The sequence below is a fragment of the Mycoplasmopsis meleagridis genome (assembly GCF_900660695.1).
Taxonomy (GTDB): domain Bacteria; phylum Bacillota_I; class Bacilli_A; order Mycoplasmatales; family Metamycoplasmataceae; genus Mycoplasmopsis; species Mycoplasmopsis meleagridis.
Window position 1 is genome coordinate 48731 of the sequence record NZ_LR215042.1, and the last position, 17422, is coordinate 66152.

Genomic DNA, 17422 nt, shown 5'->3' on the forward strand with positions numbered 1-17422 from the left:
AATTATAGATGTTTTTCAACTTCTTTAATGAACGCAGGATATGGTAAATAACCTAAACCATGTTGTACCATTTTTCCTTCTTTAAATATGAATCAAGTAGGCATAGAAGTAACTTGAAATTCATTTTTTATTTTAGTATTATCACTGCCATCTACATCAACACGATAAACAGGAATATTATTTTTTTCAGTTAATTCATCAAGAGTGATTTTAAACATTTTACATGGCGGACATCATACAGCATGAAAAACTAAAACATATAAATCATTAGTTTTAGAATATGTTTCATAATATTCTGGTCCAGTAATTTCTTTAACTTGCATATTTGACTCCTTACTACAAGTTGTATTATAGAGAAAAAAATACAAAAAGTATAAAAAAGGTGCATTTTTTTGAACAAAAATGCACTTTTTGATTTTTTATGATAATTAAATTAGAAGTCAATATTTTTTACATACTTAGCATTTTCTTCAATAAATTCTCTTCTAGGAGCAACTTCATCACCCATTAAAGTAGTAAAAATTCAATCTGCTTTGGCAGCATCTTCAATTTGAACTTGTAACATTAATCTAGTTTCGGGATTCATTGTAGTTTCCCAAAGTTGATCAGGGTCCATTTCTCCTAATCCTTTATATCTTTGAATATTTATTTTAATGTTAGGATTTAGAGAGTTAATAATTTCTTCTTTTTCCTTATCGTTATATGCGTATGAAACATTTTTATTTTGTTGAATTTTATAAAGGGGAGGTTGAGCAATATAAATGAAACCATATTCAATCAATTCACGAAAATAACGATAGAAAAAAGTCAAAAGTAAAGTTCTAATATGTGCGCCATCTACATCGGCATCAGTCATGATAATTATTTTATGATATCTTAACTTATTAATATTGAATTCTTCGCTAATGCCTGTTCCTAAAGCGGTGATTAAAGATTGAATTTCTTCATTAGCAAATACTTTTCTAGCTTGATTTTTTTCTGCGTTTATTACTTTACCTCTTAAAGGCAAAATAGCTTGAGTTAATCTATCTCTTCCCATTTTAGCAGATCCGCCAGCAGAATTACCTTCGACAATATATAGTTCACTTATTTCCGCATTTTTAGAAGTACAATCTGCTAATTTGCCAGGTAAAGATCCACCTTCAAAAACAGATTTTTTTCTAGCAGCATCTCTTGCCATTTGACCAGCTAAACGTGATTTTTTGGCTGATAAAGCTTTAAGAACAATTAATTTAGCTTCGTTAGGGTTTTCATTTAAAAATCTTTCTAAAGAATCAGAAAGAACCTTGTTTACAGCTATTCTTGCGTCTTTATTTCCTAATTTACCTTTTGTTTGTCCTTCAAAAATTGGATTGGTATGTTTAATCGAAATAATTGCAACAATTCCTTCTTTAGCATCTTCACTATTGATTTTGTCTTCTTCTTTTTTTATTAATCCAGCATCAATTCCATAATTATTTATCAGTCTTACAAGAGCATCATAAAAACCTCTCTCATGGTTTCCACCTTCAATAGTTATTATATTGTTAGCATAAGATACAACATTTCCCGTAACTCTTTCGTTATACTGTAAAGCTACTTCTACTTGCACAGGTGCATCTTCACCATGAGAATATTCGCCTTCTGCATAAATAACTTCGCTATGAATTAATTTTTGTCCTTTATTAAGTTCTTTGACATAATCAATAATTCCACCTTCGAAGCAAAAAGATTGTTTTACATCATATCTTTCATCAATTAAAGTTATTTTCAATCCTTTATTCAAATATGCGATTTGTTTAGCATGATCTATGATTGCATCTTTATCGAATTCGTTATGTTCCATAACTGTAAAATCTGGATGAAATTTTATTTTAGTTCCAGTTTCATTATTATCTACTGTACCTATAACACTTAATGATTGAGCAATTTGACCACCGTTATTGAAATGAGCATAGTGAATTTTGCCTTCTCTTTTTACTCAAACTTCAAAATCGTCACTTAAGGCATTAACAACTGAAGCTCCTACTCCGTGTAATCCACCAGAAACTTTGTATGTTTCAGAATCAAATTTTCCGCCAGCGTGCAAGACAGTTAAAACAGTTTCTACAGTTGAAAGGCCTGTTTCTGGATGAATTGCAACAGGAATACCTCTACCATTATCTTCAACAATTATGTAATTTTCTTTAGTAACAGTAATGTTAATCTCATTTGCAAAACCAGCCATGCATTCGTCAACTGAATTATCTACTATTTCTCATATCAAATGGTGTAATCCTCTAATGCCAGTTGTTCCAATATACATTCCTGGTCTAACTCTAACAGCTTCAAGACCCTTTAAAACTTTGATACTTGAAGCACCATATTCATTATTGCTCATATTTCTCCTTAAAATATCAAGTTTAATAATTATACTTAAAATGCATTCTAATTAAGTTATTAATATTAATAAAAAAAAGATAACCGCGGTTATCTTAAAACTTGCTTTCAGGAATATAAATATTACCATCGACAGCAGCAATATTATTTATTGTAATTAAAGAATTTTGATCAATTTGTCTAATTTTTTTAATCAAACGAGGAACTTGTTTATATAAGGTAATAGCGGTTAACACTTTCATTTCGTGACCTGAATATCCACCAATACCTTTACTAATTGTAAAACTATTGATAGTTTTTTTATCCTCAACAATAACTTTTCTAATAGCGCTCATATGAGGAGAAAATATTTTGAGTTGAATAACTTTATATCTTGGGAACAACGAATTAAGAGCCGCAGCAAAAACAAAGTTACAAATAAAAGTTGAAATCATGTTTGGAGAAAAATATAAAGTAGTATTTCATTCGTTTTTAGCTAATTTAGTTAAACCGTCTAAATTGCTAGAGCTAAAAGCATTTCTAATATTTTCAGGAAGAGAATTTAATCCATTTTTATTGTAATTGTCAACTAATTTACTTAAATCGTTTAAAACAAGACTACCAGCAATATAAGTACCTATTAAAACCGAAATTATCATGATAACTATATTGATGTATGAATTTATAGTTCCAAAGTTTTTATGTTTAACTGTAGACATATATTCGCCTATAATTCCCGTTACTCCTGCTCCTCCTCCCATAATAGCAATTATTGCGAAAAAGAAAGCAAGAATGATTCCATAAACAACAGCAAAAATAATTTGTGCAACTATTGCTCCTCCGTCATTTCATTGTAACGGTATTAACTGTCAAATTAATGTTTTCCCATATCATAAATCTTGAGCAATAGCGTTTTTAAAATTATCTGATAATGAGGCTGTGGTGAAATCGCCGAAAATATTTACATTTCCAATATTAGGAATTTGACCTAAAGCAAACGAAACTAAACTGCTTATTACAAGAAATTCTAAAGTTAATCAAGTATAAGTTTTACCTACTTTTTTAAGACCGAATCAAAAAATTGGAATACTTAAAATTAAGTAAAGAATTCAGAATAAAGCTTGATCAATAATGTTATAGATAGTTACTGTAATTTCAGGATTTGATCTTAATAAGACATTAGTTAATCTTGAAATAGCTTGTCCAATTGCTGCTAAACCAAAATTATAAATTCCAGGATTTTTAACAAAGAAAATACCTACAACACCAAAAATAATCGCAAAAAAGGCTGTAAATAATGCAATTTTATATATAGGCATTGGTGCGTAAAAACGCGAGAATTTTAAAACGAAATTTGAAAGCTTTGTATATCTATATTTAGTATTTTTCTTCTTTATTATTTGTTGAATTGGAGAATCTGGTTCGTTAGTAAAAATATCAAACATTGATCCATCTGCATTTTCTTCCACACTAGTTTCATCAGAATTTACTTTTTGATCTATTGTTTTAAAATTTTCTTTTTCGTCATTAAGTGTCATTAAACCTCCTTTTCATAAAAATTAAGATCTAAAATGTCGCAATAAATTCCATTATATGACTAAATTTAATTTTATAATGTAAAATATGTCAAAAATGGTCCGGGTTAATTTCTACAAAATTAAAATTCCATTAGTTTTTATCAACAATAAAAGCGATACAACAATGCTTTTTATTCACGGAATAAATTCCTCTAGCGATATATTTAAACCGCTTTGATTAGGGATAAAAAAATTTAACATAATATGTATTAATATGCCTGGTAATAAGTATTATTTGGAACAAAAAGGAATTATTTCTTTCGATTATTGAATAAAATCAGTTAACTTCTTAATAAAGAAAATTCGCTCAAAAAATTTAATTATTTTTGCTCATTCTATGGGAGGAGCAATAGCTAATTTTTTAACCTATGATAAAAAAAATACAAAATTAATTTTATTGAATCCTTTGCACCCATTTATTGATAAATCTTTTAGTTATTCGTTATTAGAAAAAATTTATAAACCAAGTAATTTAGTTAATAAATTTATAGGAAATGCTGTTGATAATTTAACTGACAGATTCAAAAAATTTGAAAGACTTAATAGAAATTTTTCTAAGTCAAGTATATATAGCAAATTAATCGAAGAGTGTGTCCTTGATAAAAATTTTTTAGATAAACTTAATCTAGAATATTTAAAAAACAAGAGCAAAATGCTTCTATTAATTAGCGAAAAAGATTATGTTATAAATACTAATAATCTTTTAACTTTTGCTTTAGACAATAAGATAAATTACAAAATAGTTGGAATAGGTCATTCTCCAATAGCTGAATTTTCTAGTGAAATAATTAATATAATTAACAATAATTTTCAAGCAAGAATAAAAAAGATTATGCTTTTTTCGCCTTTAAAACTTTCAAAGAAAGAAAAATAATATGAAATACGAAGAATTCGAAAATGAAATTAAATTGAAATTAAATAATAAAATTGGTCCTCGGCTATTATTAAAAATTATTAATTCTCCATATAGATATTATTCTCTATTAAATCCATTCGATTTTAAGATTAAGTTAAAACAATCTTTTTTGAGAACTCAAGAAAATGACTATTTCAAATATATTAATCAATTAATTGATTTATTTTTTGCTCAAAAAGGTTATCAACAAAGCGAAAATTTATTCCTAGTTAAAAATGATAATAAAGAATTTTTAGAAGAAGAAAATAATCAAGAAGAATATGTAAAAATAAGGTTTAATCATTCGTATTTAAGTGAAGAAGAAATAATTTTTATATGGCAAAGAAAAAGAGATGATTTATCAATAAAAAAAGCAGATGAATTATTTGAAAATTGTATTAAACAAATTAGCTTGTTAATAGATAAATTTAAAGATAAAAAGATTAAATTCTATCTCTGATTTATGGAAGATAATTTCGTACAAAATAAATTCATTTTTAACGAATTATGCGATAAAAAAGCGCAATTAGGAAACAATGTTAAGTTCAATGTTTTTTATGGTTCAGAACTTTTTAAAGAATTTGCTGATGAAGAATTTTGAATTTCTATGGAAATAAATCAAACTAAATTTAAATTAAATAATCAAAATTTATTTAATGAATTACCAAATTTAGATACAGATCCAGAAACTTATGAATTTATGCTTACTTTAAGTAATTCAGCATGAGAAAAATTAATATCTCAAGAAAAAATTTATATAGAAATTAGAAAGCAACTTTTTGATTTGCACAATCCTGATTCTAATTTTTTTAAAGTATTAAAAGAAAGAAAAATCGATTAAGCATAAAGTTAATAATTAAAAAATCAAAACTAATCTTATAATTAAATAAGATTTATTAAAAGTAGAAAGCGGGAAACCATGGCTGGACATTCAAAATGAGCAAATATTAAACATCGTAAGGGCGCTCAAGATGCTGCAAGGGGGAAAATTTTTCAAAAATTATTCAAAGAAATATATGTAGCAGCAACAGCTCCTGCAGGAGCAGATCCTGAAATTAATCCAACTTTAAAGCTTGCTATTTCTAAAGCAAAAAGTAAAAATATGCCAAAAGCAAATATAGAAAGAGCATTAGCAAAAGCAAAAGGAGAAGGCAAAGACGGAGCAAAGTATTTAGAAACATTATTTAATGCCACAATTACAGGTGGGGCTACATTCTTAATTAAAACTTTAAGTGACAACATGAATAGAACTAAATCTTCTATGACTATGTATTTTAATCGTCAAAATGCTGTTTTAGGTAAAACTGGACAAGTTCCTTTTCAATTTGATCACAAAGGAGTTTTAGAAATTTCTAAAGACTTAATTGATGAAGAAAGCCTAACAATGGTTGCTTTAGATAATGGAGCAGATGATTTTGAAATTACCGAAGAAAGTTATGTTATAACCACTACGCCTGAAAATTTTAGTCAATGTAAAATTGCAATTGAAGAAGGCTTAGGAATTAGCGATTTTATTCAATGTGAAGTTACTTATTTACCTAATTCTATAGTCAAATTTGATGAAGAAAAAACCAAAAAACTTATTGAATTTATAGCGCAATTAGAAGATGACGATGATGTTCAGGAAGTGTTTCACAATATTGATTTAGAAATAGAATAAAAGATAAATGTCCAATTTTAAAAATGCGATTTTTAATTTAGTTGAGAGATTAAAAAGTGCGCATGGTAATTTATTAGATATATGAAATGCGGAAAGTGAAACACATTTAGCACAGTTTTATATTACTTTATTAGGATTTATTGTATTTTTAATAATACCTTTATTAATCTGTTTAATATTACCTTTTGTCAAAAAGAAGCAATTAAGCAAAAAAGCTAGTGTAATTTTATATGCCTTTTCTACTGGTTTTTTTATTGCTATGGCCGTTTTTGGGTTTTTACGAGAAGCTTTAGAAGTAAGCACTACTAAAATAAATGTGCCCTCTATTGCAGCAACTTATGGTTGAAATATTTTGCTAGTAGGTGGAGGAGTGATAGTAGGAATAGTACTTGCTTTTTCGTTAAGGCAGTTAGTTCGTTATATATATTCTTTAAAATCAATTAAAAATGATCCAAAAGCAGTAGCTTTAATTCATTTTCATACTATTGAGCATAGTAATGATTCTCAAACTCATCATAATCACGATATTGCACCTAGTCATAGTACAGAAAATAATCATTTAGAAACTAATCAAAAAACAAAAGCTTCCAATAAAGTAGTCGCTTTATTATTATTACTAACACATAGAATTCCTTCTGGTTTATTTATTGGTTATAGTTTAAATAGTTTTGCTGGATTTTCTATAGGAACATCTAGTACACTTGGTTTTGCATTTTTAGTTAGTTTTATTTTGCACATAATTCCTGAAATTTTAATATTTTATTTTAGACAAAGAGAAATGAGCTATTCGCCTTGAAAAGCCTCTCTATGATCAATTGCTTCTTTATTAATTTTTTTACCTTTATTACTTATTGGTATGTATTTTGGAAGCTATATTAACTACTATCCACAAATTATGGCATTTGCTAATGCTTTAATTGGAGGAGTATTTATCTTTACAGCAATAGTAGAATTCTTACCCGAATTTTATCATTCTCATCATGATAAAAAAATCTTTAGTAAGGTTTTATTAACCTTTTTCTTAGGATTTATAACGTGTATAATTATTCTTTCTTTTCACAGCCATGGTGGATAAAAAAATAAATCACATAAAGTGATTTATTTTTCTTCTTTAAAATCTTTGTTTTCTTCATTTGTAGAATTATTATTTTGTTGTTCGTATATTTTCGAAATTTGCTCAAAAGCCGCTTCAAATTTAGAAATTTGTTCTCTTAATTCATCATATTTCTTTTCTTTTATTAAATCATTTAGTTTGTCTATTTCTTCTTGAGCTTGTTTAATTTGTTCTTCGTTCATTTTATCTTTATTTTCATTTAGTGAACTTTCAAATCTAGCTACTAATGATTCTGCTTTAACTAAAATTTCAATGTCAGCAGTTTTTTTGGCATCAGCTTCTCTATTTTCTTCTGCTTCTTTAACCATTCTTTCAATTTCTTCATCGCTTAATTTAGTTGAATTTTTAATGGTAATACTTTGTTCTTTGTTAGTTTTAACATCTTTAGCAGTTACTGTAGTAATTCCATTTGCATCTATTTTAAAGCTTACTTCAATTTGAGGAACTCCTCTAGGTGCTGCTTCAATTCCATCTAAATTGAATACTCCTAGAAGTTTATTATCTTTTGCAAGGGGTCTTTCACCTTGTACAACTTGAATAGTTACTGATGTTTGATTGTCAGCAAATGTTGTGAAAATTTGGCTTTTTGTAATAGGAATTCTAGTATTTCTTTGAATAAGAGGAGTAGCTATTCCACCCGCTGTTTCAATTCCTAAGGTTAAAGGAGTTACGTCGACTAAAAGAACATCATTGATATCACCCGCTAAAACTCCACCTTGAATAGCAGCACCTAAAGCAACAACTTCATCTGGGTTAACTGAATGATTAGGTTTTTTGCCTGTAATTTTTTCAACTAATTCTTGTACAGCAGGCATTCTGCTTGAACCACCTACCATTAAAACATCATCTATATTACTAGATGTTAATTTGGCATCGCTTAGAGCATTTTCGATAGGTTTTTTGCATCTTTCTAGTAAATCAGCAGTCATTTTTTCAAATTCGCTACGTTTTAATTCTGTTTCAACATTAATTGGTTGTCCATTAGTAAATAAAAGGAAAGGAAGCGATATGTTTGCTGTAACTGATGAAGACAAATCAATTTTAGCTTTTTCTGCTGCTTCTTTTAAACGGGCCATAGCCATTTTATCGTTTTTAACATCAACGTTGTGATCTTCTTTAATTTTCTTTACTAACCATTCAACAATTTTATGATCTCAATCATCTCCACCTAAGTGATTATCTCCAGAAGTTGATAATACTTCAAAAGTTCCACCAGCTAATTCTAAAACTGAAACATCAAAAGTTCCACCACCAAGGTCAAAAACTAATACTTTTTTCTCTTTATCTGTTTTATCGATGCCAAAAGCAAGAGCAGCTGCAGTAGGTTCGTTAATAATTCTTAAAACATCTAATCCTGCTATTTTTCCGGCTATTTTAGTAGCTTCACGTTGAGCATTATCGAAATAAGCAGGAACTGTAATAACAGCCTTTTTTACTTCATGGCCAATTTTTTGTTCAGCATATTTTTTAAGATATTCTAATATCATTGCTGAAATTTCTTCTGGTTTATATTCCTTATTATTTGCTTTTACGGTTTTATTAGTACCCATTAATCTTTTGATAGAAGCAATTGTGTCAGGATTAGTTTCTATTTGTTTTTTAGCATTTTCACCAACAATAATTTCGCCGTTTTTAAAACTTACTACTGAAGGGGTGGTTCTTTTACCATTAAGATTTTCTAATACGATTGGTTTTGTATTTTCGACTACTGAAACAACAGAATTTGTTGTTCCTAAGTCAATACCTAAAATAATTTCTTTTGCCATTTTTAGCTCCTTTCGAATTAAACTAAAATTATTTTAGCATAAACTTAGCAGAGAATAAACAAAATTGCTAATTTTTTCGATTAAAATATAAAAAAGAACTAAATGAGTTTAATTCTTTTTTTACTTTCAAATTGATAATCTAATAAATATATGGGACCATCTTCAAAATCTATCTTTATAGTATTTTTTACTTCTTTATCAGTTGCTAAAAATATTTTTAATCTTCTATTATTTAGGAATAAATAGCAGCCCGGATTAGATGAAAAAGCTTTAATTTTATTAAGTGCTTCTTGCTTTTTTAAATTGGAATTCAAAAAAGCATCTTCTTTATTCAATTTAGGAGCTAAAGTAATTAAATTTGAATCTTGTTTTTCTCTGGTTAATAAATTATTGTCTAAGTCTTTTATTCACTTTACAATTTTTTTTGAACTTAATATGCTTAATTTTTCAAAAAGAATATCAGCAGTATCATATTCTTCTATTTTATAAGTCAATTTTGCAAATATATCACCAGCATCCATTTCTTTAACCATCTCCATTAAAGAAATGCCTGTTTCTTTTTCGCCATTTAATAATGAGTATTGTATTGGTGATGCTCCTCTATATTTAGGAAGTAAAGAACCATGAACATTGAGATTCATTTTTTTTGCAATATTAAGTATTTTAGTTGGTATATATTGTCCAAATGCAGCAGTTATTAAATAATCATATCCAAGAGATTTTAATTCATTTTCGATATCAGCAATTTTATTTGGTTGAAAACATTTAATATTATATTTTTCTGCTAATGATTTAGTAGCGGTAGGTAAAATTTTATGTCCTCTAATAGAAGGTTTATCTGGTTGCGAAATAATTGCTAAAACATTAAAATTTTTAATAATTTCTTCAAAAATTGGAACAGCAAATTTAGGAGTTCCTGCTAAGACAATTTTAAGCATACGATAATTATAATTCTAAAGTTAGTCAAAGTTATTAATTTATAATATTAATATGTTTAACGATACAATAGCAGCTATAAGTTCGGGCGGAAAAATTAATCAAGCAATATCAATAATTAGAATAAGTGGTCCTGAAAGTGTCAGTATAGTAAAGAAACTTTTTACAGGGAAAATTGGACAAAATAGACAAATTACATATGGTAACATCGTCAATAATTTTGATAATAACAAGTTAGTTGATGAAGTTCTAATAGCTTGATTTATTGGAAATAATACTTTTACAGGCGAAGATACTGTAGAAATTAACTGTCATGGTGGAATTGTTATAACAAATAGAATTCTTGAATTGATTTTAGCTAATGGTGCAAGAATGGCTTTACCAGGCGAATTTAGCAGAAGAGCTTTTTTAAATGGCAAAATGGATTTAATTAAAGCTGAAGCAATTAATGAACTAATTCATGCAACTACTTTGAAACAAACAGAATATGCTGTTAAAAAATTTGACGGTAAAACGAGTGAATTAATTAATAATTTAGTAAAAGAATTGATGTTTTTAATAGGTCAAATTGAAGTAAATATTGATTATCCAGAATATGATGATGTAGAAAATATTTTAAATAATAATCTCTTAGAAAAATTAGAAAATTTTAGTAGTAAACTTAACAAAATAATTGATAGTAGTCAAAATTCTAGATTAATTTTTGAGGGAATTAAAGTAGCGATTTTAGGCAAGCCAAATGTAGGTAAATCTTCGATATTAAATTGTTTACTAAATGAAGAAAAAGCGATTGTAACTGATGAAGCTGGTACAACTAGAGATATTATAGAAGCTTCCTATCAAATTAATGGAATTTTGTTTAAATTAATTGATACAGCGGGAATAAGAAAAACAGATTTAAAAATTGAAAAAATTGGTATTGAAAAGGCTTTTGAACAAATAAGAAAAGCAGACATTATCATTCATGTTTTTGATCCAAAACAAGAGGAAAACGAATTTGATAAAAAAGTTGATCTAGAAGCTTTAAATCTGCATAAAAAATTAATTAAAGTTATTAATAAAACTGATTTGATTGATCAAAAGAGCTATAAAAAAGGCAATTACGTATTTATTAGTGCTATTAAAAAAGATATAGATAATTTAAAAAATGAATTAGTTAATTCTTTTAATTTAGATAATCTAACTAATGATGAATTTGTTAATAACGCAAGACAATTATCTTTAATTATTCAAGCTAAGAATAATATTGATGAAGCAATTAATGCTCTGAAAAATGGCTTAGATGCTGATTTAACTATTGTAGATATTAGACGCGCTTGAGCTAATTTAGTTGATATATCAGGAAGGGCAGATAACGAAGATTTATTAGATGAAATGTTTAAGAATTTTTGTTTAGGTAAATAAAATGGGCATAAAATTTGTCGATGTTCATACACATCCTTTAAAAGAATATTATGAAGATAATTATGAAGTTATTGAAAGAGCGCACAAGAAAGGTTTAGCAGCAATTTTTGTTACTGGATGTTCTTTAAAAGAGAATGAAGAAGTTAAAAAAATATGTCAAAAATATGATTATACTTTTGCAGTCTTAGGAGTTCATCCTCATGAAGTTAAAGGTAAAAGTGATGCTTTATTTTTAGAAAAACAAATTGACAAAAATACCTATGCAATAGGTGAAATAGGTTTAGATTATTTCTTTAGAAATGAAGAAAGTTATGAAGAGCAATTAAAAATTGAATCAATTCAAAAAGAAAGCTTTATTGCACAAATTGAAGTAGCTAAAAAATATAAATTACCAGTAGTGATTCACATGAGAGATTCATATGAGGACTTATATGAAATAATAAAAAAATATCATAATGATGTTAAATTTATGATTCATACTTTTAGTGGTGATATTAATTGAGCAAAAAAATTTTATGAATTGGGTTGTTATTTTAGTTTTAGTGGAATCGCAACATATAAAAATGCTAAAAAAACAATTGAAGTTTTAGAATGAATGCCTATTGATAGAATTTTAACTGAAACAGACGCGCCTTTCTTATCCCCGGCAACAAAAAGGGGTAAATTAAATTATCCAAACTATGTTATTCATACTGTTTTATACATAGCAGGAATTAAAAAAATGTCAGTAGAAAAAACAGCTGATCAAATTTTAAAAAATACAAGGGAATTATTCAAAATCAATGTATCAAGAAAATAATATAAAAGCAAAAAAAAGATTTGGTCAAAATTTTTTAGTTAGTAAGGAAGTTGTAGACAAAATTATTGAATTAGTTAAATATGAAAATAAAAATATTCTTGAAATAGGGCCTGGGACAGGGGCTTTAACCAAATATTTATCAAAATGAGCAGATAATTTTTTTGCATTTGAAATTGATAAAGATATGCAAAAATATTTACTTGACAATAATATTCTTGACGAAAAACAACTTATCAAGGCAGATTTTTTAGATGTAAATTTAGACGAATATAAAAATTATGTGATAGTAGGTAATATTCCTTACAACATTACTTCAAATATATTATTTAAATTATTCGATAATCGAATGAATTTTAAAACAGTGATTCTCATGGTACAAGAAGAAGTTGCTAATCGGTTAGTAGCAAAAGTAAATACAAATGAGTATTCTAAATTAACTTTAACAGCAAACTATATTGCAACAATAACTAAAGAATTTAAAGTAGATAAAAAACTTTTTTCTCCTATTCCAAAGGTGAATTCGGCAGTTATAAAAATAGTTTTTAAACAAGAAAAAAATGATAATTATGAAAAAATGAAAGATTTCTTTAAATTATGTTTTTTAGCAAGAAGAAAAAAATTATCCTTTAGTTTGAAACAAAAATATTCAATAATAAATATTGAAAATGCTTATAGAAAAAATAATTTTGTTGAATCAATAAGAATTCAACAATTAAGCTTAGAACAAATAATTAACTTGTTTAACGATTTAGAAAAAGGTAAGCAATGTATATAAGTTATATATATGAATATGATTTTTATGATTTATTAGTTTCCTACAAAGAAAGAAATAGTAAAGAAGGAAATTATTATAGAAAAAGAAAGATTAAAATTCTTTCTTTGTTGTTTCAATTACTCTTTGGAATAGGATTTATTATTTTACCTTTTGCAGTAAAAATTTTAGACAAGGATTTAAACGAAGATAATTTCTTTATCGTTTTAGGTTTTTTATTAACAATAGGCATTATTATTTCAATTATTTTTGTTTTCAATTTTATCTCCTTTATCTTTACAGTTTTGGCTCTTAAAAAAGCAATAAAAGAAGAAGATGATAAAAAAGCTCTTAAGTTATACAAATATAGTTGTATTTTTGCGTTTAATTTTACTGCACTAAGAAAAACAAGCAGGGTAGGTAAATAATGGCTAAAATAATTTTTATTGGCACAGGAGCTTTTGCTAGCGCACTTGCTTCAGTATTATCATATAACAATCATAAAATTGTGATGTGAGGAATTAATGACGAAGAAATAATAGATATAAATAAAGGTTTTAATAAGAAATATTTTCAAGAAAAAGAATTTAATAATACAAAAAATATCAGAGCAACAAATGATTTAGAAAGCGCTTTAAAAAATATAGATTATTTAGTTTTAGCTGTACCATCAAATGCTTTTGAAGTTGTAATACCTAAAATAAATAAAGTTTTAAAAAATAGAAAAATTAATGTTCTTAACGTTGCTAAAGGCATTGATTCTAAAACAAAGAAATTTTATTCAGACGCTTTAAAACAATATTTTGGATCAAATTTAAATAATTTAGCAACTTTAGTGGGCCCTTCTTTTGCTGTAGAAGTTTTCAATAGTAAATTAACTATGGTAAATGTAGTTGGAGAAAAAAAATCTTATATTAGTAAAGTAGCGTCTTTATTTGAGAATGAATACTTTAAAGCTTTTATTTCAGATGATGTTTACGGAGCACAGTTATTTGCGTCTTTAAAAAATGTTTATGCTATAGGAATGGGTATTTTAAGAGCTTTGACAAATGATAAAAATCCTGAAGCTGCTTTGTTGACTTTAGCTCTTAATGAAATAAGAAATATCAAAAAAGCTCTCTATAAAGATATTAAGGTTGTTAATCCAATAGATTATTCTTTTGCTGCTATAGGAGATACTTTCTTAACATGTACTTCTGAGAAAAGTAGAAATTTTACTTTCGGTTTAAAAATAAAAAATTTGGGTATAGAAAAAGCATTAGAATCTAATAAAACAACAATAGAAGGTTATAGAAATGCTTTAATTTTTAAGGAATTATTAATGAAAATAGATTATAATGCGCCTTTTTTAGACAGCATTTTGGAAATTCTTTTTAAAAATAAAGAACCTAATTTATTATTAGATTTCATTGAAAAAATAAAAATCACATAACGTGATTTTTATTTTCTACCTAACAATCTAGCGATATAAGCAAGCATATAAACATAGTCGAAGGCAAAGTGTAAACCAAAATATATTCCAGAAACCAAAATTTCTTTTCTTTTGTATTCACTATCTAACATTTCGTTTAATTTTTTATTTGTCTTAAGCATTATAAATCAATCAATTGCCATATATAGAGCTGTTAAAACTATTCCTAAACAAACAATTACTATTTCCAAAGTATTGTTGAAAATGAATCATGAAACAATTGAAGAAATTAATAAGGCTAGAAAAGCAATTATCATCAAAGGATAAACTATCTTGATTTTAATTAAATTTAATGCTCCTATTAAGCCCATGAAAAACATGAAAGCTGCTGGTATTAAAAATACTGCTAAAAGAAAAGAGGGATTTTCTAAAGAGGTATTGATTTTTATAGCATAGCAAACTGACATTAAGACTGTAAAACCCAGTAATATCATGGAAATAATGCTAGTTACAATCATGCTTTTAACTTTGTATTTGTTTCTTTGACTATTAAAAACAAAAAGTAAAACTATTAAAACAACTGCAGCAACAATAATTGTTATAGATCCTGCTATAGTATTGTAGACAAAATTCACTATAGGAGTAATTGAAGAAAATATAAAACCTGAAACAAGGGCAATTATTAAATCAATTGCAAATCACATCATGCTTGAAGAAAATAAAGTTTTTTTAATTAATTTTGGTTTTGCATCAGCTTCAGTATAGGAATTGTTATTGTAAAGATTATCCATCTATCTCCTTGGAAATTATTCTTCATCCTCATCTTCGAGAAAATCATCATCGATTTCATCTATTGAGCCAAATATATCATTTTTAACTTGGTTTAATAATTTTAACGTTTCTTTAGTTTCTTCCGCCTCAAAATTTGTATTTTTAGTAAATTTTATTGGACTATTATTGAATTCTTCATCGTTTTCATCATTTGAAAAAAGAATAATTGGCATAATAACTGGTTTTCTTCTTTTTTGCTTATAAAAATAATTTTCTAAACGTTCTTTAATTATATTTTTTAGTTCTATAACTGTTCAATTTTCTACATTTCTAATATAGTACAGAGCAGCTCCATGAGCTATTCTTTTAGCTTCTTCAACAATATCCGTAGAATTTTTAACGAAAAAACTTCCTCTACTAATTAGTGAAGGTCTTGATGAAACATTATTATTTTCACTATCGATTGAAAGAACGATGCTGACAAAACCATTTTCTGCTAAAGCTGCTCTTTCTTTAAGTAGATTATTATTCAGGCTCAAAATAGTATTTCCATCAATATAAATTGGTCCAAATTCGACGTTTTCATCTGTTTCATAGACTCTTTGGTTTACCATGTTGTAAACTTTACCTAACTTAGGAATAATAATATTTTCAGCTCTAACGCCATTTCTAACTGCACTTTCGCCATGAACAATTAGCATTCTATATTCTCCATGGTAAGGCATAAAAAATTTAGGTTTAGTTAGTTGAAAAATTTTATCATGTTCATGTTTATAAGCATGCCCAGAAGTATGTAAATAGCCGTCAACACCATTTTCTTTGATAATAGCACCTAATTTAGCAAGTCTATTAACTAATAATTCAATTACCATTCTATTTCCCGGAATTGGTGAAGATGAAAAAATTATCATATCATCTTTTTCAATTTTAACATGATGATGTTTGCCTAAAGACATTCTGGAGAGAGCAGCTAATTGTTCGCCTTGACTACCAGTAGTGATAATTACTAAGTCTTTCGAAGGAATAGAATTAAGATCTTTTTTGTTGATAAAAACACCTTGATTAACGTCAATGTATCCTAATTTATTACCTATTTCTATTCCTTGAATCATTGAACGTCCAAAAGCAATAACTTTTTTCTTTAACTTTTCAGCTAATTCTATTATTGCAGTGACTCTTGTTAAATTTGAAGCAAAAGCAGTTATTATAGTTTTTTTAGTAGCAAAGCGCATGTATTTTTCAATATCTCTTAGGATATCGTTTTCGCTAGGTGAATGCATTGGTCTCATGGCGTTAGTAGAATCACTCATTAAAATTGTCAAACCATCTTTTCCAATTTGATCTAATTTAGCAAAATCAGTAAAAGAAGAACCTATAGGGTTATAGTCGAATCTAAAATCTCCTGTACACATTATTGAACCATTAGGTGTTGTGATTCTTATACCAAAAGCATCAGGAATCGAATGCTGAGCAGTTCAAAAATCAACTTTACAATCTCCAAAAGTATGAACAGCTTCTTTTTCTGTTTCAATAAAAGTTATTTTGTTAGTTATTTTATGTTCTTCAAATTTAAGTTTTAAATATTGAATAGATATTCTTGGAGCAAAAATTTTCTTTATGTGAACTTCTTTAACTAAATGAACCACTCCACCAATGTGATCTTCGTGTCCATGCGTTATAAAAAGACCTTCAATATTTTTTGCTTTTGCTTTCAAATAAGCGTAATTAGGTATAATGCTTCTAATACCTGTAGTGGCAACATCAGCAAATTTAACGCCTGCGTCGATTATAAAAATATGTTTATCATGTTCGACAATAAGAGTTGACTTGCCAATTTCTTGCACACCACCAATAGGTATAATCCTAGTTGGTGTCATGTATCTCCTTTAAATAATTAATATACTGAATAAACGTTAGAAAGAGCTGATAATATAATTTTAGTTTAAACTAATTATAATAGTAGAAAAAAGTCAGTATATAAAATTTATCTAAAAATTGCAA

The 17422-nt window shown here is 27.0% G+C and carries 16 protein-coding genes; 9 read left to right on the forward strand and 7 right to left on the reverse strand.

The genetic code is table 4. The features are described from left to right. Positions 1-2 precede the first annotated feature (2 nt). The 3 genes from EXC33_RS00230 to EXC33_RS00240 all read right to left on the reverse strand — a co-directional run bounded on the left by EXC33_RS00230 (position 3) and on the right by EXC33_RS00240 (position 3875). Positions 3-323, reverse strand: coding sequence for a thioredoxin family protein (locus EXC33_RS00230; RefSeq protein WP_046097077.1), 321 nt, complete (start codon positions 321-323; stop codon positions 3-5). A 110-nt stretch (positions 324-433) separates the two neighbouring features. Continuing rightward, positions 434-2359: a DNA topoisomerase (ATP-hydrolyzing) subunit B gene (gene gyrB / locus EXC33_RS00235; RefSeq protein ID WP_046097078.1), complete on the reverse strand. Its 1926-nt coding sequence runs from the start codon at positions 2357-2359 to the stop codon at positions 434-436. 94 nt (positions 2360-2453) lie between these two features. Continuing rightward, positions 2454-3875: a DUF2179 domain-containing protein gene (locus EXC33_RS00240; RefSeq protein ID WP_046097079.1), complete on the reverse strand. Its 1422-nt coding sequence runs from the start codon at positions 3873-3875 to the stop codon at positions 2454-2456. Positions 3876-3969: 94 nt separating this feature from the next. Between EXC33_RS00240 and EXC33_RS00245 the strand changes: the two genes are divergently transcribed. From EXC33_RS00245 to EXC33_RS00260, 4 genes are all read left to right on the forward strand, one after another. Beyond that, entirely contained in the window at positions 3970-4788 is an 819-nt protein-coding gene (locus EXC33_RS00245; protein WP_161792745.1) for an alpha/beta fold hydrolase, read from the forward strand. 1 nt (position 4789) lies between these two features. Beyond that, positions 4790-5650: an HpyAIV family type II restriction enzyme gene (locus EXC33_RS00250; protein WP_046097081.1), complete on the forward strand. Its 861-nt coding sequence runs from the start codon at positions 4790-4792 to the stop codon at positions 5648-5650. A gap of 78 nt (positions 5651-5728) precedes the next feature. Then, positions 5729-6469 (forward strand): YebC/PmpR family DNA-binding transcriptional regulator, encoded by a 741-nt coding sequence (locus EXC33_RS00255; RefSeq protein ID WP_046097082.1) that lies wholly within the window; start codon positions 5729-5731, stop codon positions 6467-6469. Positions 6470-6476: 7 nt separating this feature from the next. Next, positions 6477-7544, forward strand: a complete 1068-nt coding sequence (locus EXC33_RS00260) for a ZIP family metal transporter (RefSeq protein ID WP_052717039.1) — start codon at positions 6477-6479, stop codon at positions 7542-7544. A gap of 23 nt (positions 7545-7567) precedes the next feature. Here EXC33_RS00260 and dnaK read toward each other — a convergent pair whose 3' ends face one another. Further along, positions 7568-9349 (reverse strand): molecular chaperone DnaK, encoded by a 1782-nt coding sequence (gene dnaK / locus EXC33_RS00265; protein WP_046097083.1) that lies wholly within the window; start codon positions 9347-9349, stop codon positions 7568-7570. A gap of 98 nt (positions 9350-9447) precedes the next feature. Continuing rightward, positions 9448-10287 carry a methionyl-tRNA formyltransferase gene (gene fmt / locus EXC33_RS00270; protein ID WP_046097084.1) on the reverse strand — a complete coding sequence of 280 codons (840 nt, stop codon included), beginning with the start codon at positions 10285-10287 and terminating at the stop codon, positions 9448-9450. 52 nt (positions 10288-10339) lie between these two features. On the opposite strand from fmt, the gene mnmE reads away from it, so the two are divergent. From mnmE to EXC33_RS00295, 5 genes are read left to right on the forward strand one after another with little or no spacing between them, the layout of a single operon-like run. Then, a complete protein-coding gene (gene mnmE / locus EXC33_RS00275; RefSeq protein WP_046097085.1) occupies positions 10340-11689 on the forward strand; it encodes a tRNA uridine-5-carboxymethylaminomethyl(34) synthesis GTPase MnmE in 1350 nt (449 codons plus the stop codon). A gap of 1 nt (position 11690) precedes the next feature. Beyond that, complete coding sequence (locus EXC33_RS00280; RefSeq protein ID WP_046097086.1) at positions 11691-12488, forward strand: TatD family hydrolase; 798 nt, start codon at positions 11691-11693, stop codon at positions 12486-12488. Continuing rightward, complete coding sequence (gene rsmA, locus EXC33_RS00285; RefSeq protein ID WP_046097087.1) at positions 12472-13263, forward strand: 16S rRNA (adenine(1518)-N(6)/adenine(1519)-N(6))-dimethyltransferase RsmA; 792 nt, start codon at positions 12472-12474, stop codon at positions 13261-13263. The genes EXC33_RS00280 and rsmA overlap by 17 nt, the downstream gene beginning before the upstream one ends. Then, a complete protein-coding gene (locus tag EXC33_RS00290; protein ID WP_046097088.1) occupies positions 13254-13667 on the forward strand; it encodes a hypothetical protein in 414 nt (137 codons plus the stop codon). The genes rsmA and EXC33_RS00290 overlap by 10 nt, the downstream gene beginning before the upstream one ends. Continuing rightward, complete coding sequence (locus EXC33_RS00295) at positions 13667-14671, forward strand: NAD(P)H-dependent glycerol-3-phosphate dehydrogenase (protein ID WP_046097089.1); 1005 nt, start codon at positions 13667-13669, stop codon at positions 14669-14671. The genes EXC33_RS00290 and EXC33_RS00295 overlap by 1 nt, the downstream gene beginning before the upstream one ends. 8 nt (positions 14672-14679) lie before the next feature. Here EXC33_RS00295 and EXC33_RS00300 read toward each other — a convergent pair whose 3' ends face one another. After that, positions 14680-15441 carry an MAG0110 family membrane protein gene (locus EXC33_RS00300; protein ID WP_046097090.1) on the reverse strand — a complete coding sequence of 254 codons (762 nt, stop codon included), beginning with the start codon at positions 15439-15441 and terminating at the stop codon, positions 14680-14682. Positions 15442-15456: 15 nt separating this feature from the next. Next, entirely contained in the window at positions 15457-17298 is a 1842-nt protein-coding gene (locus tag EXC33_RS00305; RefSeq protein WP_046097091.1) for a ribonuclease J, read from the reverse strand. Between the last annotated feature and the right edge of the window lie 124 nt (positions 17299-17422).